Here is a 19008-nt window from a genome sequence, read left to right as displayed (position 1 = left end):
TATTAAGAATTTGAATTCGTTTGTCTTACGGCAAAATTATAAAGTGGATCTTTAAGTTCATAGTTATACGTTAAACCGTCGACAATTCCTACAACTTTATCATTATCATAAAGGTCGAGCATAAATTTTGCCATTTGTTTTGCAGTGTGGAATTTCGGTACAACATTATCGTATTCGAACTCATCAATACCAAATGAACGTTTTGCAAATTCTGTTTCAGTTGCCCCAGGTGCTAAAACCTTTGCTTGCAGTTTTGCGCCTTGTTCTTTCAGTTCGTGAGACAGCCCTTCTGTAAAGGCACTTACATAAAATTTTGTAGCGCAATACGTAACAGCATCAGCAACAATCGTGTATCCGCCGCCCGATGAAACGTTAATAAGCTGTGTTCCGTCAACCATTGAATAATCTCGAACGAAAAGAGAAGAGAGTATTGTTAGTGCTTCTATATTGACATGCAACATCGTCTCGATTTTATTTAAATTTTGTTCGGCAATTGAGGCGAAATTACCAAAACCTGCGTTATTAATCCACGTTTCAATTTGAAAAGCTTGTAGGCTTTCATAAAGTTTATAAACATCTTCAGTAACAGATAAATCAGTTCGTCGAATGACAACATCTAACTCTGGATGCATTTCGTTAATTTTCAATTTTAATCCATCTAATTCTTCTTGTCTTCGAGCTACAAGTACTAAATTTTTCCCGCGAGATGCAAATGCTAAAGCTGCTTCATAACCAATTCCGGAACTTGCACCAGTAATAACAGTGTATTTCATATAAAATCCCCCTAAATTCAAATTTATTTATGGTTAGATTGTATTTGTTAGAGTATACTCTAAGTCAAATGTTTTTTATAAATTTGATACGTTCATAAAATATATAAGGATAAGCATGTGGAGGGAGTTTAGTATGTATACAATTAGTGAGGTAGCAAAATTATTAGGATTGAGCACACATACACTACGTTATTATGAAAAGGAAAATATATTGATTGCAAATCGTGATACAAATGGAAATCGACTTTACGAAGAGTCACATATAAAGTGGTTGCAGTTTGTAATGAAATTAAAACAAACGCAAATGCCAATAGCAAAAATAAGAGAATACGCTAGATTATATACAGAAGGGGAGCATACAACAGAAGCTCGTTTACAGCTCCTAGAAGATCATAGGAAATCTATTCAGATTCAAAGAGAAAACTTAGAGGTTACAGAGAAGATGCTTGAGAATAAAATTCGTACATACAAAAGCTCATTGGAAAATAAATAGATGTTGTTATGTGATGAAAAATGGATTTGATCTATGAGTATTTCATCATAGTGTGCGGATAAATAAAAAAGAGCAGCTAGCAAAAGCTAACTGCTCCATTCAAGGGATCTCTCCAAGGGGGAGTGGAGAAAATATTATGTTACTAGCATTATTGACAGATTATTAGGAAATATACAAATCGGATGAAAGAAATTTTAAATAAAATTTCGGTATTGACAGTTTTTAAAATGTTCATGTACAATACATATGAATGACATTCAGTCATTTTTTATGGCAGGATGCAGTTAGCTTAGAAATGGAACAAATACAATGATAAATGAGGATGATAGTTATTTTTATATAGTATTGATGAAAGAGTATATTTTTTTAAAACAAAATGACTGATAGTCAGTCATAAGAGGTGAGAGGTATGAAAAATAGAGCTTGGTTATATGTCATATTAACATGTATCTTTGAAATTTTTTGGGTGTTTGGTTTTAATACGGCTAATACTTGGTGGCATTGGATTATTATTTTAGGAGTTATCGCTGTTGATTTTCACTTCCTTTCTAAAGCGTGTGAACATCTTGCAACAGGAACTGTATATGCTATTTTCGCTGGAGCTGGTACGGTAGGTACTTTCTTAATGGATGTATTTCTTTTCGGTGGAAGTTTCAGCGCAGGCAAACTATTCTTCATTCTTATGGTAGTAGCCGGCGTTATCGGTTTAAAGTTAGCTGACAATAAAGAAGAAACTGTGGAAGGAGCTGCTTAAAAAATGGGTTGGTTTTTCGTATGTTGTGCTGCAATTAGTGAAATAGTCGGTGTGATAGGACTTAAAATGTATAGTAAAGATAAGACATTAGCCAATGGTGCGATTTATATAGGTGGGTTTGCTACATCCTTCGCATTTTTGTATACTTCCTTCTTATTTTTACAAGTAAGTGTCGCCTATGCGGTTTGGATTGGTATCGGAACAGCAGGTGCAGTTTTGTTAAACATGTTCTTGTTTGGTGAGTCGAAAAGTAAAGCGCGTATCATTAGTGTGTTTCTTATTGTATGTGGAGTGACAGGATTAAAGGCACTTTCTTAAAGATATATTGTATTTTTATCTCCTAATTGTTTATTAGGAGATTTTATTATAAAAAAATGATTTCCTCTTAGAGTTCACTATCATTGACAGTACAATCGATTATCTTATAAAATGAGTGACAGTCATTCAATATGCGTGTGAAAGGGTTTAGATGATGAATAAAAAAGAGAAAATTGTCTATGCAGCTATTGAAGTGTTTCAGGAAAAGGGCGTCGAAAAAACGAAGATTTCTGATATCGTGAAATTAGCTGGCATTGCGCAAGGAACTTTCTATTTATATTTTCCTTCTAAGTTATCTGTTATGCCTGCAATAGCAGAAGTGATGGTTGAAAAGATGATACTTGCAGTGAAAGAAAAAGTGCAAAACGATGCGCCTTTCTCAAGTAAAGTAACGCAAGTAATAGATGCGGTGTTTCACTTTATAGCTGAATATCGTGAAATACAGGCTTTAATGTATGCTGGTCTTGCATCTACAGAACATATAAAAGAATGGGAAGCTGTGTATGAGCCCCTTTATATGTGGCTAAGTGAATTTTTAAATGAGGCAAAAGAAGCTGGTGAAATTCGTGATTCAGTTCACGCAGAGCGAACAGCGAAGTTATTTATCGCTCTAGTTGAATCAGCAGCGGAACAAGTGTATTTATATGATCATAAAGATGATGAGCAAGTCGATTTGCAAAAGGCAGAAGTACTAGATTTTTTAACACATGCACTACATATAAAGAAATAGTGAGATGAACCTGTCTGAAAAGGTAGGTTCATTTTTGAGGAAAACTGAATGATAGTCATTCATCTAATGCGTATGTATGTGTGGAAGGATAGTGTGAAATTCTAACGAGTAGGGGGGCATCTCTACTCATGAATAGCCCACAAATAGAAGGATAAAGAAAAAGCTTCTTGGGCATTATTTTTTGAGAGGAACTTACGGGAAGAGGTGTTAAAAAGTGAAGAAACCGATAAAAGAACAAAAGATGGTATTGGTCATTCTTTTGAGTAATATATTTATCGCTTTTTTAGGGATTGGATTAATCATTCCGGTTATGCCGTCCTTTATGAATGATATGCATTTAACAGGGAAGACGATGGGATATCTCGTTGCAGTGTTTGCAATGGCACAGCTCATTACTTCACCTATTACAGGCCGGTGGGTTGATCTTTACGGTAGAAAGAAAATGATAATCATTGGATTATTTATTTTTGGTGTTTCAGAGCTTCTTTTTGGATTAGGAAAAGATGTATGGATGCTTTATGTAGCAAGGGTATTAGGCGGAATTAGTGCTGCGTTTATTATGCCTGGTGTTACGGCATATGTTGCGGATATTACATCTATTCAGGAACGTCCAAAGGCGATGGGATACTTATCTGCGGCTATTAGTACTGGATTCATTATAGGGCCTGGAATCGGCGGATTTATTGCAGAATACGGTATACGTGTGCCGTTTTTCGTTGCAGCAGTAATTGCTTTTATAGCATGTGTGATTTCGATCTTTATTTTAAAAGAACCGTTAACGAAAGAAGAACTTGCAGAGATTTCTTCTAATACGAAGGAATCAAGTTTTATTGGTGATTTAAAGAAATCATTACATCCAATGTATGCAATTGCATTTATTATCGTATTTGTACTCGCATTCGGATTATCAGCGTATGAAACAGTGTTTAGCTTGTTCTCTGATCATAAATTTGGCTTCTCGCCGAAAGATATCGCAGCAATTATTACAATTAGTTCAATCTTTGGGGTAGTTGTGCAAGTATTTATGTTTGGCAAATTGGTAGAAATGTTCGGTGAGAAAGTGTTAATTCAAATATGTTTAATTGTAGGTGCAGTATTAGCATTCGTCTCAACTGTAGTCTTTAATTATTGGATTGTACTTCTCGTTACTTGCTTCATTTTCTTAGCATTTGATTTACTTCGTCCAGCTTTAACGACATTTTTATCAAAAGCAGCCGGAAAAGAGCAAGGATTCGTCGCTGGTATGAACTCGACTTATACGAGTTTAGGAAATATCGCAGGACCAGCGATGGGCGGAATATTATTTGATATGAATATTCATTATCCATATGCATTTTCAGGCGTTGTTTTAATAGTTGGTCTCGGCATTACATTTATGTGGAGAGAGAAACAGTTGGCTGAAAGTTTTGCGAAGTAATAAAACCCCTTACGACGGTAAGGGGTTTTTGTTTTATTCTGATTAAAGTTTCATTTTATAAACTTAACCCAAACCGTTTTAATTCAATAAAAATCCCCTCTAATTGCTTTCCTTTATCCGTTAATGTGTACTCTACACGAGGCGGAACTTCTGGATATACTTTTCTCGTTATAATGCCTTGAGACTCTAATTCTTTTAGTCGAAGCGATAATGTTTTTGGACTAATACCATCCATTGATTTTTGTAAATCACTAAAGCGTAATGTTCCTTCGATAAGAAGATCACGAATGATTAAAAACGTCCATTTTGTACTAATTACATCAAGCGTTTTAGCGATAGGACAAGGTATGCCCGGTAAACCTTTCGTTAATTCAACTGGATTTATATCGTTCATGGAACTAGCCTCCATAAAATTTTTTTGGATGAATTTGCTTTATAGTATCACAAAACTATACTTTTGGTAACTATATGAAAAAAATATCACTACTTCCATAAAGGAAGTTAGTGCATATACAATAGCAATACGAAACAAAAAGGATTTATATAAGGAGGTGGTGATTTCCATGGGGATAAAAAAGTTATTTGGATTTCTTAGTTTGTTTGTTATTTGTATTGTGCTTGTAGCATGTGGTGTGGAACAAAAAACTGAAGTTCAGTTATTAAAAGAAATGCCAAAGCCAAAAGCAATGACAATTGATCCCTCACTAAGTAAAAAAGAAGCGACAGAAATGGTTCATGCGGCGCAGCGTTTTTATGCATTTTGGGATACAGGTAAGGAGGAACTTATTCCGCAGACTGTTACTAAAGATTTCTTCGATAATACATTGCCGAAAGGGCGAACACAAGGCATTGAAGGATTAAAGTTTGCAGCGCAAAATTTTCGTAAAGTTGTGCCTGATATACATTGTGAGATTGAAGACTTATTAGTTGTTGGTGATAAAGTAACAGCCCGTCTTTCTTTTACAGGAACGCATAATGGTAAGAAAATTAATTTTTTTGCAATTGATATTTTACATGTGAAAGACGGAAAGATAACAGAAGATTGGCATTTAGAAGATAATCTTACACTACAGCAGCAACTCGGCTTAATAGCTGAAGAGTAGATCATATAGGGGAGAGAAAAACGATGAAAAATATATTTATTATAAATGGACATGAAAAATACGGTACAAAGGAAGGACGATTAAATAAAACGTTAGTAGATTATATGGTTACTGTATTAGACGAGAATCATCATGTGAAAACAACAACGATTCAAGATGGTTACAATATTAAAGAAGAACAAGATAAGTTTTTATGGGCTGATGTTGTGATTTATCAAACACCAATTTACTGGTTTAGTGTTCCAGGCTTATTTAAAACGTATATGGATGAAGTATATGAATACGGTTTGTTCTTTAAAGGTGCAGATGAATATGGAACAGGTGGTTTATTAAAAGAGAAAGAGTATATGTTCTCTACAACTTGGAATGCACCTGAAAAAGCATTTGGAGATAAGACAAAGTTCTTTGAAGGAGAAAGTTTAGAATCAGCGCTTAGTCATTTACATCGCGTGCAAAAGTTTCTCGGTATGAGTCCGTTAAAGAGTTTTGCTTGTTATGATGTGGTGAAGAATCCGGATATAGAGAAGTTTTTAGTGAACTTGAAAGATCACTTAGATGGAGTAATTAAATAATAGTATGTGAAGAAGGTACTGTTAAGGATGTAGTACCTTCTCCTTTTATAATGACTCACATTTTAAGACATGGATGGCTGTATCCATAACTTCGCAAAATTTGCCCAACCGAATGAATCAATTGTTACGTTTTTTAAAGAAGAGGGGTATGTTTTTCTTTTTAGAACGTGATAGTTAAATAAAATGATGTGTTCTGCTTGTAAAAACTCTTCAATCTCATACATGAGTTCATAGCGCTTTTCTTTATTTTCTTCTAGTAAAAATGTATCTAGTAAACAGTTAATTTGTTTTTCGTAGTGCGGGTCCATGAACCGATTTACGAAGCAACTTTTATTTTTAAATACATTTAAGAATGCAATTTCATGATTGGCAGCAAATACTTCTCCCATGAAAATAATATCAGCATGTTTATCAATAGAGCGATTCATATAATCTGAAACGGGAAATGGGTGAAGCTCTACTTGTATACCTAAACTTTCACATCGTTCTTTTAAGAAATATGCGTCATTTGCACTATCTTTAAATGCGAAGAAGTAAATATGTATCGTTTCTCCATTATATGTACTCTTTTTCAAATACTCTTTTGCCTTTTCTAAAGAGTAGGATCTTCTTGTTGCAAGGCGGCTTCTATCAGGGAAAAAGCTTGATGCAGCAATTGTCCGTCTACCCTCTATGTTACGAAGTATCATTTCAACATCATATAGTTCTCTCCAAGCTTTTCGAAAGTAAATGTCGTGATGAGGACCAGGTTTTTTAAAGTTGAAGCTAGCATAAATACAACCTATTTCTTCTATTTGTATATCATGCCTTTCATTTTCCTCTTCGTTTGGTAGTTCATAATCAGCATCTATTTGCACATGGTCAGGAATACCCCAAAATTCAATACGGTCTAATAACGCGCGCTCTTTAAAATAATGGGTGAACGCTTCGAGTATGATATTATCTTCAGAGTAATGAGCAAGTTTGAAAGGTCCAGTACCTATATAATGATGATTTTGAATACTCGTATCACGCGGTAAAATTGCGAGCTGCATTGAACTTACATAGTGTAAGAAAAATAAATTTGGTTTCGCTAAATGGAATCGAATTTGTAGTGGTGATGGCGTTTCAATTTGAACGATTTCTTCTGTTAACCATTCGAAAGGAGAGTAAACTTCTTTTAGTCTTTCAAATGAAAATTGTACATCTTTAGAAGTTAAAACTGTTTCGTTATGAAAATATACATCCTTTCGTAAATAAAAAGTCCACGTAAGCCCGTCTTCACTTAATTCCCACGTATGCGCAATGTGAGGCTCCATTTTTTCAGTAACATCGTTATAGACGACTAATGTATCAAAAATTTGACTCGTAAGATGGCTCTCTGTAGTTACAGCCACAAAAGCCGGATCTAATGGGAATATCTTTCTCGATATAGGAATCTTTAATACGTCGTACATATCATTTGAAGGTTCGTATCCAAAATGATGATGTAGTTTATTTTCTATCTTTTTTTGAAGTGCGAGGGGGAGGGGTTCTTTTAAAAGAAGAAAGATATCTTTTAATTTTTCTTGCGCTAACAGTTCATCTGTATAGGACTCAATCGCTTCTACGAAATTATGTATAAATAGAATTTCCGTTTTATTTCCGCGGCCTCGCCCTGGAGTCCAGCTAATTAATTGCTCCTCGCTCATTTTCTTTAATAAAATCTTTACGTTTTTCGTACTGCAATATAAAACATCCGCTAATTCTTGTAAGCTATTTCGCATATGTTGTTGATCTTGTGCATGTAGTCTTAGTCTAATGTAATAGTCCATAATTTTCATATATACACTTCCTTCTATCATAAAAGGGGAAACTCTTTAGAATATTCTAACCTTTTTCTTCCTTTTTTTCAAAGTAAAATAAGTAAGCATAAGGAGGGGAAACAATGGGATTTTGGAGTATGCATCGAAATATAAAAATTAGAATTATAACATCGTTTTTAACACGTACTGTGTCCACGATGATTTTTCCATTTATGGCGATTTATTTTTCCATAAAGTTAGGTAGTGCGATTGCTGGTGCGTTACTACTTATTAATGTCATAGCTTCATTAGTAATTGGTTTATACGGTGGATATGTTGGAGACCGGCTTGGGCGTAAAAAGGTTATGATTATCGGTCAAAGTATACAAGTCATTTCCATTGCTTGTATGGGAGTTGCGAATTCGGATTACGTTGACTCACCGTGGTTAACATTTATCTTTATGCTAGTGAATAGTTTAGGGTCTGGACTTATGAATCCTGCGACAGAGGCGATGTTAATTGATGTGAGTACACCTGAAAATCGAAAAGTGATGTACAGCATTAATTACTGGGCTATTAACTTATCCATTGCAATTGGAGCGATATTTGGTGGATTACTATTTGAAAACTATAGATTACAATTGTTTATCGTATTAACTCTTGTTGCGATTATTACTCTATATGTAATGGCAGTATATATGGAAGAGGTGTATGTGGCTAGAAAAACAGTAGAGAAGAAAAATGTATTAAAAGATATGGCGGATAGTTATAAAGTTGTAATGAAAGATAGAGCTTTTTTAATTTTTTGTGCAGCAAGTATATGTACATTGTCTTTAGAGTTTCAAATTAATAATTATTTAGGTGTTCGCTTGCAGAAGGAATTTGAAACGGTGCACTTTTTATTCGGGAATGGTTTTACGTTTGATTTAACAGGGATTCGCATGTTGAGCTGGATTTCTGCAGAGAATACAATTTTAGTTGTGTTATGTTCAGCACTTCTTATTAAAATGCTGAAAAGCTTCAACGATTTGAAAATCTTATATGTAGGCTTATTTATTTACACGATTGGATTTGCAATACTCGGAACGAGCAATAGCTTATGGATTTTATTAATTGCAGGGCTTTTCCAAACGGTAGGCGAGATGATGTATGTGCCAGTGCGTCAATCTATTATGGCAGATATGGTGCCAAATGAGGCGAGAGGTTCATATATGGCGATTAACGGAATGGTCTTTCAAGTTGCAAAAATGAACGGGGCATTAGGTGTTATGCTAGGTTCATTTATTGCATCTTGGGGCATGAGTGCTCTGTACTTTATCGTTGGTATGAGCAGTATTTTACTATTTATGAAGGCGATAGGGAGAGAGAAGTATGAGGGGGAGGTTTCTCAGATTGGATAAAACGATATGAAAAGCGATGCTAGAAATCGCTTTTCATATGGCTTTTAAAACGGATCAACTTCAGCTAAATCAGGATTGCTATTTGGGTTTGTTAATAAGACTTTCAGCTCACCTACTTCAGAGAGCGCAACGAGGATATAACCACTAATAAGGACGACGAGTCCGATGACCCTTAATGTTTGCAGTGTAATATCACGGCTATTGTTTTCGGAGTTGTCTTGGGGCGTTGAAGGTGGATTGTTATTCATAAATAGGGCTCCCATCTTTTGTATTTATATATGTGCGAAATCATTATTTAACTTATGGATAGGAATTATATAGTCATTTTCACTATATGAGAAATGCCTATGAAAAGTGATAAGGAATTTTTGGGCGAGAAAAGGGGGGAATCCAAAAGATTATTAAAACTGAACTTTTGGATTCCCCTCTTTTTATTTATCTTGCTATTTGTGGTGGTCGGATTTCCTGTAAACGACCAGTTGATGAGGGCTAATGAATCAGTGGGGGATGAATAAAACCCCACTGATTCATTATTTTCATGTAAATACAAGGTTAGTTAACCAAATTAGTTATCCTAATATACGCAACGATTCTTCAATAAACGCTGGGATGTCCTCTGGCTGTCTACTTGTTACTAGCTGATTTTGACATACGACAACCTCTTTGTCATGAAAGTTCCCGCCGGCATTTTTCAAATCGACTTCAATAGATTTATATCCAGTTACATCGCGTCCTTCAAGTGTTTGTGCAGTAATGAGTAGCTGAGGTCCGTGACAAATAGCAAAAACAGGTTTTTCCGCATCCATAAATGCTTTACTAAAGCGAACAAAACGTTCATCGGCACGAAGTATATCTGGAGAAAATCCACCCGGTATGAAGAGGGCATCAAAGTTCTCTGGAGAAACATCATCAATACTTTTATCAATCACGACTTCACTTTTTCCTTGCTTACCGTGTACCGTTTTCCCTTTTTCCATTTCAATAGTTGTGAATTCATATCCCTTTTGTTTAAAAGCTTCTACTGGCTCTGTGTATTCTGTATCCTCGAAATAATCCGTTATTAAAATAGCAATTTTTTTACTCATTCTAATCCGCTCCTTATATTATATTATCGGCTCCAGAATCTTCCTTGGGCAATGCCTTCTATAAATGATTCAATTGAAGTATTTGTTAAGTTGTAAACTCCTGCTCCATCCAGTTTAATCTTACTATGGTCCAAAGCATGAGGATTACTAAGGACATGAGCTATCGGTTTAAAATGTTTAAAAGTAGTTTCTGCAAATTCTAAAACAGGGGGTTGAATGACAGACTCACTACTAAACACTAATACTGCATCAAAAAGGGAGGAGTCTGTTGTTGTATAAGTGTCAGTTACTTTAATGGAATCATTGAACTGATAAATTTTATTATCTATGATACTATAGTTAATTTGGTGTTGTACAAAAGCTTGAATCCATTCGGACAGAAGTGAGACGCTTGGGTCACCATTTAATAGAATTGCAACATTTTTGGAATCAGATTTAAAAATAGTATTGGACATACTTAGTGCAGGTGATTTTGCATCTGAATTTACTTCGTGATTTTCCTTAGGTAAAGGAGCTCCAATAATGTTAGCGACTTCTTGTGCTAATTGACGATCGACGTGGTTTAAGAGAGCAATTACATTTGCCTTCACCATGTCTGATTTACACTTCCCAACTTCAAAGCAAAAAGCTTCTTTTATGTGCTGCTTTTCAATAGGGCTCATACTATTGTAGAAAAGTTTAGCCTGAGAATAAAAGTTAAGAAAGCTTTTACTGCGACCTCTAATTTTATGCCCATCAATCTTTTCTTGATAATGTTCATATCCTCCTTGTTCGGCTTGGACGGTTGCAGGTTGATTGTTATTTAATCCATTAGGATGATAGCTTGTTTGACCGCGATGAATCTGCATTTGATGCATACCATCACGTTGATTATTATGAAAAGGACATACAGGCTGATTAATAGGAATTTGATGGAAATTAGGGCCCCCTAAACGAGATAATTGTGTATCTGTATAGGAGAATAATCTTCCTTGCAGAAGAGGGTCATTTGAAAAATCAATACCTGGTACGACATGACCAGGGTGAAAAGCTACCTGCTCTGTTTCAGCAAAGAAGTTATCAACATTTTTGTTCAGTGTCATTTTACCAACTAATTTTACGGGAACTTCTTCTTCTGGCCATAATTTCGTTGGATCTAAAATATCAAAATCAAATTTATGTTCATCTTCTTCTGGAATTAGCTGTAATCCAAGCTCCCATTCAGGATAATCCCCTTTTTCAATTGCTTCGTATAAATCTTGACGATGAAAATCAGGATTTTTCCCGGCAATCTTTTGAGCTTCATCCCATACTAATGAATGAACCCCGAGGGTAGGTTTCCAGTGAAACTTTACGAAATGGGCTTTTCCTTCTGCGTTAATGAGTCGAAATGTGTGAACTCCAAAACCTTCCATCATTCGTAAACTACGCGGAATAGCTCGGTCGCTCATTTGCCACATGACCATATGAGTGGACTCAGGATTATGCGCAACAAAGTCCCAAAAGGTATCATGAGCGCTAGCTCCTTGAGGAATATCATTATGTGGTTCTGGTTTAACTGCATGGACAAAATCAGGAAATTTAATAGCATCTTGGATAAAGAATACTGGCATATTATTACCCACTAAATCATAGTTTCCTTCATCTGTATAAAATTTTGTGGCGAATCCGCGTACATCTCTTACTGTGTCGTTGGATCCTTTAGAACCTTGAACGGTTGAGAACCGTACAAATACAGGTGTTTTCTTTGAAGGATTAGTAAGAAAATCTGCTTTCGTATATGTTTCTAAAGATTCATAAAGCTGAAAATAACCATGAGCGCCAACCCCGCGTGCATGAACAATCCTTTCGGGAATTCGTTCGTGATCAAAATGGGTCATTTTCTCACGAAAGTGAAAATCCTCCATTAAGGTTGGGCCTCTTAAGCCCATCTTTAAAGAAAATTCATCTTCAGCTATTTTTACCCCTTGATTTGTTGTTAAAGCATGTTTGCATTGATTGTCAGTAACGTGATGCTTCAATTGTTCCGTTTTTTTATTCACAATATAGGACCCTCCTTTACTCTGTTAATTAATAGATACCCTTTTTATTAGGTCGTAAACATGTATTATCGTCTTTGTATGTAAAAATCATAAAATACCGGTTGTTTAAATGGTTCTTGTTTGAGGAGGAAAAATAAAAAGCCAAGGAGAAAATTTATTTTCTCCTTGGCTTTTAAGATAATTCTTTTCGTTAAAATGCGGAAATTCTTTGCTTCGTTTTTGGTACAATAATAAATTTGATCCAGAGTAACCCGACAATCATAATGATAAGGCTATGTAAAAATTGACCTGTAGCAATGAGTATAACACTCGAAAATACAATGAGTTGAATACTTAGCAATATAAAGATTAAGCTAAGAAATTGCTTCATTCTTTCTGCAGTACCAATCGGATATAATGCTACAATAATATTTCCCGAAAAATATTTCCATAGTGAACGAAGCTGCATAGAGATCATATATAAAACGATGTAAGCGATAGCGCCTTTTACGTATATATTTGGTATGAAATATAAGGCGAAAGCACCGATCAATCCTAAGCGAATATATATACCGAAATAATCATTTCCACGTAAAAATGCTAGTGTATGTAAGTAGAAGAAAGTTGCTCGTTTTTTATGTAATAAAGGTTCAATCCAATTTGTAAGCCATTTTCTTTTATTTACTTGTTTATTCAGTTGCGGAACATCGGTGAAAATGCTAGCAAATTGATAAAAACGAACGTTCATTTTTTCTTCTTGCTCGATTATGTAATCCCACGGTATTCGTTTTGTAGGCTGTTTTTTCGTATATAGAAGTAGGAAAGCAAGTAGTAAGAGTAGTCCGCCCAATATGAGAACATTTGCGGAATAAAACAGCATGTAAATGATTAGGGCGTTACAAGTAATACGAATGATCAGCCATATATTTTTTTCGTGACTATCACGCCACATCCAATGTATGTACATGTTCCAGGCTTTCATAATCATTAACACGATAAAGATTGTACATAAGAAAGGTACCGTTAATTGCAATGATTGCATAGCAAGTGGAACGAGAATAAGGAACGTAAATAACAATGGGAAAAGCTGAATGATGTAATTGTATAGAAGAGATTTTTTGAAATAAGATGTTAATTTCTCTTCTAGTGCTAGTAAATAGACAGCATCAGGTTTTTGAATAAATGTACGTATAGGGCATCTCGTTATAATGAATGTAAGTACAATCGTTATAATTATTAAAGATATTCCTTTAGAAGGAGATGCTTTTAGAAACTGAGCATAATAATATGCACCAACGCATGAAATAAAGATAAAGCTATATAGTAAACCGTTAATCATACGTGCAAAGTATGTAATGATATTTTGAATATGTTGTTGGAAGCGACTGCTCCATAGCGATTCGATTGACATGTTTTTCACCTCTTTGTTCTATTATATATGTTTTACAAAAGAAAAAACGAGCAAATTGCGTTATGCAACTTGCCCGTTTTTCTTTTCGTTATTTTTTTTCTGATCACGATTCATTAATGGATAGAAAGCAAATCCAATTACGAATAAACCAATTCCGAGAAGGAACGTTTTTATATCGGATGCGCCAGTTTTAATAACCCATAGTGCGTAGCAAAGTGCGATAACTGCGACTATGCCATCTGTAATTCTTGCCCGCATTTCATTTTTATATGTTTCACCAGTTGCGACTAGTTTTAACTGGAAGATTGGTGAAACGAGATATGGAATGAGGTAGGCCAGTGTTGATACGGTAATAACGAATGTATAAGCTTCCGCAATGGTTCCTGATAATGTTGAGAATAGGAATACTTGCGACATAATGTTTGTTAATCGTAATGAGTAAATTGGACTTCCTTTTTTATTTGTTTTCGTGAAGAAGGAAGGGAAGAAACCTTCTTTTGCTGCTTGATAAGGTACTTCTGAGCTTAATAAAATCCAGCCTAAGATAGAACCAAACAGGGAAGTAAGAGCAAGTAATGCCATCAATTTCCCGCCGCCGTGACCCATTGCAGCGTTTAGTGCATCTGCTAATGGACGTTCAGAAGCTTGTAATTTATCAACGTGAAGTACACCCATTGTTAAAATTGTAATTCCTAAGTAAATCGCAACTGTAATAAGTAATCCCGCAACTGTTGCACGTTTTACCGTTTTTGGAGAAACAGCACGGTTTGATAAAAGAACGGCTGATTCAATTCCGATAAACGCCCAAAGCGTTGTAAGAGCAGCTAAATTTACTTGTGAAAGAAGACCATGTGATGCACCTGATTTATCAATCATCGGTGTGTACCATTGTCCAAACTTAGAAGCTTCGAATGCAAATAACGTAACGACGATGAATAAAAGGAATCCAGTTACTTTCGTTGTTGTTGCTAAGAAGTTTAGTTTTCCAGCTCCGCTTACACCGTTTGTTAATATAATATGAGTTCCCCAAAGTAAGATGGAACAAATCGTAAATGTAATTAGTTTTCCGACTTCTACGTTAAACGAGCCGATTGAAAATAGTAGTCGCGTATCTTTCATAATTGGGAAGAAGAGTGATAAATATCCCGCAAATGATGTAATGATGGCAACGTTACTTGCCCAGTTTGCAACCCAATATCCCCATACCATACTGAAGCCAGCCATTTTTTTCTTTTTTGGTGTTGAGAATAAAGCATATGCATGACTTTGTGGCCCTGTCGTTAAATCAGGACGACGAATTGCTAAATTACCGAAAACAAGAGCTAGCATTAAAACACCAAACCCTGTAGTTAACCAAGCTAAAGTGACACCGAGTGGGCTTGCTGTTTGTGCCAACGTACTTGGTACCATGAAAATACCAGCGCCAACCATGTTACCGACAACGAAAGCTGTTAGTACCCAAAAGCCCCATTTTTTTTGTTGCATAGAAAAATACCTCCAAAGTTAGTATAACCAAGTCAAGCGAGGAGATATGTATGTCTTCCTGAGTCAGGAAGAGAAGTCCCAAACAAAACAAAAAAAGCACGTAATCTGCCGCTACATGCTTTCTATCTTATAAGAAACCCACGACATACCTCTCGATAGCTCTCCACAAACGAAACGTTTGTGACAGTTCTGCACTTATTAAATGCAGACCCAGCAAGCGTGCATGGTGGACACGACTTACTTCGGCAACCATTCCTTTCTCATTCCTTCATCAATGCCACTACATCTCCTGAAATGATACTCTTAATGATTGCAACCTCTACCTCACCGAGATACGAATGAGGATTTAAATATTAAATTAACGTCTTTAAGAGTAACAAATGAATTTTTATCCGTCAATGGATATAGTAATAATCAGATTATAGAGAAGAGTTTGTGATTAAAAGTGAGTTAGGAGAGGCTGTAACGATTATTAGTTCTGCAGAAGAAACAGCGATAGAGTTAAGTACTATTTTACAGCACAAAGGAATTTTGTCTGACAATCTGAATCCGAAGCATCGCTTTTTTACAACGGGATCTGTTTTATCATTTGAACATATCGCTGAGCGATGGCTAGGGTATCAAATTTCTGTAGAATGTGTACATTTGCCTATGAAAAATGCGTGTATACATAATTAAGATTTAGTAAATTACTTTTTTTAATAAATGAGGTTCGTTTCATAAGAAGGAAAGAATAAGCTTTTAATTGAAGTGTTTAAAGGCATTTCAATTAAAGGGGAGATTTGATTATGGAATTATCAAGGTCTCAATTATTTGCTTTAGAGTATATTTCAAAATATGCAGAGAACGAAAAACGTGGGGCTAAAGCAACAATTAATCATATACTTAAAATGTCAAATATTACAGATGAAATATTTGAAGAAGCTGTCGCTAATTTAAAATCTCATGCAAGGATTGCTTTACACTTTCATCCAGACAGACTAGATTCGAATATGAAAAGTGTTGCTGAAGCACTGTTTGAGCAAGGAGTATATAAAAGTCAGTTTGAAACATTGCTATCTAATGGAAGCGTATCTGCTTACCCTGGTGGTGAACGTGACCTTTGGGAAAAGAGAATATTTGGAGGGGCATATCAATTAGAAGGCGTAACGAATGATCAACGGCCAAAATACGGAGCGCTAAATTTAATGTTACATCCAGATGGGCCGGCTCCGCGTTTTGGTTCATGTTATTTTCTCTTATCTCCAAAAGTTTCTTCGCGCTCTACATATACATATTTAGATTCGCATCAAGATCCGAAAGAAAAGGGGACTTATGAGGAGTTTGATATGATTTTAGCTGCTCTTTTGGAAGAGACATTCGTAAGAGATTTTGCAATTGGTGAAGGGAATTTGACGCCAACAATATTAATTAATCATTTACTAGCTAACCTGAAAAGGCCGTTTATAGATTTAGTAAGCAAAGAGCCAGCCCGTAATCTTAATCATTATATTGAAGCGCAGATTCATGGAGAGATTTCTCTTAAAGAAGACGTGGAGGCGCTTGTTGCAGATCCTTCATTTAAGGGTACGGATGTAGGGAAAGTTTTAGAAGAAATTTGCCTGAAGTATGCGATTGATTTGTATTGGCACATCGGTTTTGTACTTATGGTAGACGAAGTTCCAATGGATTTTAGAGGTTCAAAAATGCCATCTTTAGCAAGACGCATTGCACGGAATCATTGTATCGATGCAAATATAATTGGCTCTGCTGTAGTAGATTTGAAATGCAATCCATTATCTTGGAGTGATCGTGGAACTTATGAAGAAGTGCTTCAGGAATTAAAATTATTATGGCATGTTTTAGTTCGATTTGGAAAACCAAATCGGAAGTAGAACGAAATACGCTGTTTTTTGGAAGTATTTATATAGAAAAGAAGCTGATCTATTTATAGATCAGCTTCTTTTTATAAGATTAAACTAAGTTTAATACAGTTACTTTTTCACGTGTCATAGACTCAAGGCTCTTACGAATACCTTGTGCGCCCATACCTGAACCTTTTACACCGATGAATGGGAAGTGGTCAGGGCCGCGCTCTGTGCGTCCGTTAATTTGTACAGAACCAGTTTCGATTTTGTTAGCAATTGCAAATGCTTTGTTAATGTCTTTTGTGAAGACACTTGCTTGTAAGCCGAACTCTGATTTGTTAGCAATTTCAATTGCCTGTTCATCTGAAGAAACACGGATGATTGGAAGGATTGGACCGAATGGCTCTTCCCAAGCAACTTTCATCTCTTCTGTTACGTGATCGATTAATGTTGGGTAAATTAAGTTACGCTCACGTTTGTTACCGATAACGATCGTAGCACCTTTTTCAACAGCGTCGTCAACTAAACCTTGAACGAAGTCAGCAGACTTGTCATCGATTAATGGAACGATTGTGCTATCTTGCTCTGGAGATCCAACTGATAGTTCCGCTACTTGCGCTTTTAATAAGTCAACAAGCTCGTCTGCTACGTTTTCGTGTACAAGTACACGTTTAATAGCTGTACAACGTTGACCAGAGTAAGAGAACGCACCGCTTACGATATGGTTTGCAGCATCTTGTAAGTCAGCATCTTCACGAACGATACCAGGGTCTTTCCCACCAAGTTCTAATACAAGTGGAATCATTGAAGCTTTTTTCGCTAAATGTTTACCTGTGTTTGTACCACCTGTGAACGATACCATATTGATGCCTTCGTGTTCTACTAAGTAGTCACCAATTACAGAACCGCGTCCTGTCGCTACGTTTACAAGACCTTTTGGAAGGCCAGCTTTATGTAGTGCTTCAACCATTTTGATACCGCTAATTGCACCTTGAGTTGCTGGTTTGAAAATAACAGCGTTACCCATAATTAATGCTGGTGCAAGTTTTGCAGCAGATAAGTTTACTGGGTAGTTAAACGGTGCGATTGCTAATACAACACCAAGTGGTGCGCGTTGGATAATCGCAAGTTTAGATTTTGTACCGCCCGGGAAGCTATCGCCCATCATGCTTTCTCCGTGCATATGTAAAGCTTCTTCGATCGTGTAACGAATGAAGTCAGCTGTACGAACAACTTCTTTCTTCGCATCTTTATATCCTTTACCGACTTCTTTCATAATGATATCGGCAATTTCATCCTGCATATTTACGAGCTCATCAGCCCATTTATATAAATATTTTGCGCGATCTTGTAGAGAAGCTTCTGCCCATGATTTTTGAGCTTCTTTTGCAGATGCAATTGCTTCATCTACTTCTCCGCGAGTAATTGCTTGTACTTGTCCAATTACTTCGTGTAAGTATGGAGATGGAATTTCGATTGTTTCTCCTGAAGAGCTTTCTCTCCATTCTCCATTTAAATAAAATTTGTACGTATTGCTAGTTGTCATGATTAGTCCTCCTAAAATAGCAACTTGTAAGAGTGAGTATAAGGTGATTGTAGGGGGTTTGATAACATTTTTCAAATGAAATGTTTGTGAAAACGATTTCTTATTCTTTTTTTATTTTGTATGCCCTTTCTTACAGAACATTCCCTTATTTCAAAATGGTGTATCATATATTTTTATTTGAAGTGTGAAAAAATAATTGACAGAATACTCAATAAAGTTGTAAGATTATAAATGGAAAATAAATGAAGGGGGTGTGCGTAATGATTGTAATCGTAAATGTAATGGGCTTAGCTCTGTTAAATGGCAGAAAA

At 35.7% G+C, this 19008-nt stretch carries 19 protein-coding genes, 1 pseudogene and 1 riboswitch; of the genes and pseudogenes, 11 read left to right on the top strand and 9 right to left on the bottom strand.

Annotated features, from left to right (window positions below; all coding sequences use genetic code 11):
• Positions 1 to 2: 2 nt before the first annotated feature.
• Positions 3 to 773 carry an SDR family NAD(P)-dependent oxidoreductase gene (locus QCI79_RS08750; RefSeq protein ID WP_000878072.1) on the bottom strand — a complete coding sequence of 257 codons (771 nt, stop codon included), beginning with the start codon at positions 771 to 773 and terminating at the stop codon, positions 3 to 5.
• A gap of 133 nt (positions 774 to 906) precedes the next feature.
• On the opposite strand from QCI79_RS08750, the gene QCI79_RS08745 reads away from it, so the two are divergent.
• The 5 genes from QCI79_RS08745 (at position 907) to QCI79_RS08725 (ending at position 4485) form a co-directional block, all read left to right on the top strand.
• Positions 907 to 1266 carry a MerR family transcriptional regulator gene (locus QCI79_RS08745; RefSeq protein WP_000288060.1) on the top strand — a complete coding sequence of 120 codons (360 nt, stop codon included), beginning with the start codon at positions 907 to 909 and terminating at the stop codon, positions 1264 to 1266.
• Between the two features lie 409 nt (positions 1267 to 1675).
• Positions 1676 to 2020: a DMT family transporter gene (locus tag QCI79_RS08740; RefSeq protein ID WP_000796018.1), complete on the top strand. Its 345-nt coding sequence runs from the start codon at positions 1676 to 1678 to the stop codon at positions 2018 to 2020.
• A 3-nt stretch (positions 2021 to 2023) separates the two neighbouring features.
• Positions 2024 to 2338, top strand: coding sequence for a DMT family transporter (locus tag QCI79_RS08735; RefSeq protein WP_000539667.1), 315 nt, complete (start codon positions 2024 to 2026; stop codon positions 2336 to 2338).
• A gap of 151 nt (positions 2339 to 2489) precedes the next feature.
• Positions 2490 to 3068, top strand: a complete 579-nt coding sequence (locus tag QCI79_RS08730) for a TetR/AcrR family transcriptional regulator (RefSeq protein WP_001999151.1) — start codon at positions 2490 to 2492, stop codon at positions 3066 to 3068.
• A 214-nt stretch (positions 3069 to 3282) separates the two neighbouring features.
• Positions 3283 to 4485: an MFS transporter gene (locus QCI79_RS08725; protein ID WP_000742959.1), complete on the top strand. Its 1203-nt coding sequence runs from the start codon at positions 3283 to 3285 to the stop codon at positions 4483 to 4485.
• Between the two features lie 55 nt (positions 4486 to 4540).
• Here QCI79_RS08725 and QCI79_RS08720 read toward each other — a convergent pair whose 3' ends face one another.
• Complete coding sequence (locus QCI79_RS08720; RefSeq protein ID WP_000997917.1) at positions 4541 to 4879, bottom strand: winged helix-turn-helix transcriptional regulator; 339 nt, start codon at positions 4877 to 4879, stop codon at positions 4541 to 4543.
• 169 nt (positions 4880 to 5048) lie between these two features.
• On the opposite strand from QCI79_RS08720, the gene QCI79_RS08715 reads away from it, so the two are divergent.
• Together QCI79_RS08715 and QCI79_RS08710 are read left to right on the top strand one after the other, a co-directional pair.
• Positions 5049 to 5588, top strand: coding sequence for an ester cyclase (locus tag QCI79_RS08715; protein ID WP_000511561.1), 540 nt, complete (start codon positions 5049 to 5051; stop codon positions 5586 to 5588).
• 23 nt (positions 5589 to 5611) lie between these two features.
• A complete protein-coding gene (locus tag QCI79_RS08710; protein ID WP_000789176.1) occupies positions 5612 to 6160 on the top strand; it encodes an NAD(P)H-dependent oxidoreductase in 549 nt (182 codons plus the stop codon).
• 62 nt (positions 6161 to 6222) lie between these two features.
• Here QCI79_RS08710 and QCI79_RS08705 read toward each other — a convergent pair whose 3' ends face one another.
• The gene (locus tag QCI79_RS08705) at positions 6223 to 7983 is read right to left on the bottom strand and encodes an SgrR family transcriptional regulator (protein ID WP_000569522.1); all 1761 of its coding nucleotides are present in this window, start codon (positions 7981 to 7983) and stop codon (positions 6223 to 6225) included.
• A gap of 83 nt (positions 7984 to 8066) precedes the next feature.
• Here QCI79_RS08705 and QCI79_RS08700 point away from each other — a divergent pair, with 83 nt between their 5' ends.
• Positions 8067 to 9323 (top strand): MDR family MFS transporter, encoded by a 1257-nt coding sequence (locus QCI79_RS08700; protein ID WP_000508205.1) that lies wholly within the window; start codon positions 8067 to 8069, stop codon positions 9321 to 9323.
• A gap of 44 nt (positions 9324 to 9367) precedes the next feature.
• Here QCI79_RS08700 and QCI79_RS08695 read toward each other — a convergent pair whose 3' ends face one another.
• Entirely contained in the window at positions 9368 to 9571 is a 204-nt protein-coding gene (locus QCI79_RS08695; protein WP_001063872.1) for a hypothetical protein, read from the bottom strand.
• Positions 9572 to 9670: 99 nt separating this feature from the next.
• Between QCI79_RS08695 and QCI79_RS08690 the strand changes: the two genes are divergently transcribed.
• Entirely contained in the window at positions 9671 to 9838 is a 168-nt protein-coding gene (locus QCI79_RS08690; protein WP_015382203.1) for a hypothetical protein, read from the top strand.
• Between the two features lie 54 nt (positions 9839 to 9892).
• Here the strand turns inward: QCI79_RS08690 and QCI79_RS08685 are convergent, their stop codons facing one another.
• The 4 genes from QCI79_RS08685 to QCI79_RS08670 all read right to left on the bottom strand — a co-directional run bounded on the left by QCI79_RS08685 (position 9893) and on the right by QCI79_RS08670 (position 15304).
• On the bottom strand, positions 9893 to 10408 hold the full coding sequence (locus QCI79_RS08685; protein ID WP_000037532.1) for a type 1 glutamine amidotransferase domain-containing protein: 516 nt from the start codon (positions 10406 to 10408) through the stop codon (positions 9893 to 9895).
• A 23-nt stretch (positions 10409 to 10431) separates the two neighbouring features.
• On the bottom strand, positions 10432 to 12429 hold the full coding sequence (locus QCI79_RS08680; protein ID WP_001036535.1) for a catalase: 1998 nt from the start codon (positions 12427 to 12429) through the stop codon (positions 10432 to 10434).
• Positions 12430 to 12619: 190 nt separating this feature from the next.
• Positions 12620 to 13819 carry an ABC transporter permease gene (locus QCI79_RS08675; protein WP_000021358.1) on the bottom strand — a complete coding sequence of 400 codons (1200 nt, stop codon included), beginning with the start codon at positions 13817 to 13819 and terminating at the stop codon, positions 12620 to 12622.
• Between the two features lie 60 nt (positions 13820 to 13879).
• Positions 13880 to 15304 carry an amino acid permease gene (locus QCI79_RS08670; RefSeq protein ID WP_001186301.1) on the bottom strand — a complete coding sequence of 475 codons (1425 nt, stop codon included), beginning with the start codon at positions 15302 to 15304 and terminating at the stop codon, positions 13880 to 13882.
• Between the two features lie 148 nt (positions 15305 to 15452).
• Positions 15453 to 15634: riboswitch (Lysine riboswitch) on the bottom strand.
• A 99-nt stretch (positions 15635 to 15733) separates the two neighbouring features.
• Here QCI79_RS08670 and QCI79_RS08665 point away from each other — a divergent pair.
• Together QCI79_RS08665 and QCI79_RS08660 are read left to right on the top strand one after the other, a co-directional pair.
• A pseudogene (locus tag QCI79_RS08665) lies at positions 15734 to 15982 on the top strand (glutamate racemase); the annotation flags it as partial.
• A gap of 110 nt (positions 15983 to 16092) precedes the next feature.
• On the top strand, positions 16093 to 17178 hold the full coding sequence (locus tag QCI79_RS08660; protein WP_000423704.1) for a DUF3626 domain-containing protein: 1086 nt from the start codon (positions 16093 to 16095) through the stop codon (positions 17176 to 17178).
• 79 nt (positions 17179 to 17257) lie between these two features.
• Here the strand turns inward: QCI79_RS08660 and gapN are convergent, their stop codons facing one another.
• The gene (gene gapN / locus QCI79_RS08655) at positions 17258 to 18697 is read right to left on the bottom strand and encodes an NADP-dependent glyceraldehyde-3-phosphate dehydrogenase (protein WP_000213627.1); all 1440 of its coding nucleotides are present in this window, start codon (positions 18695 to 18697) and stop codon (positions 17258 to 17260) included.
• Positions 18698 to 19008: the final 311 nt, after the last annotated feature.

This window comes from Bacillus cereus group sp. MG1 (assembly GCF_040460035.1).
In the GTDB taxonomy this organism is placed as follows: Bacteria; Bacillota; Bacilli; order Bacillales; family Bacillaceae_G; genus Bacillus_A; species Bacillus_A cereus.
This window is presented reverse-complemented; position numbering and strand designations above follow the sequence as displayed.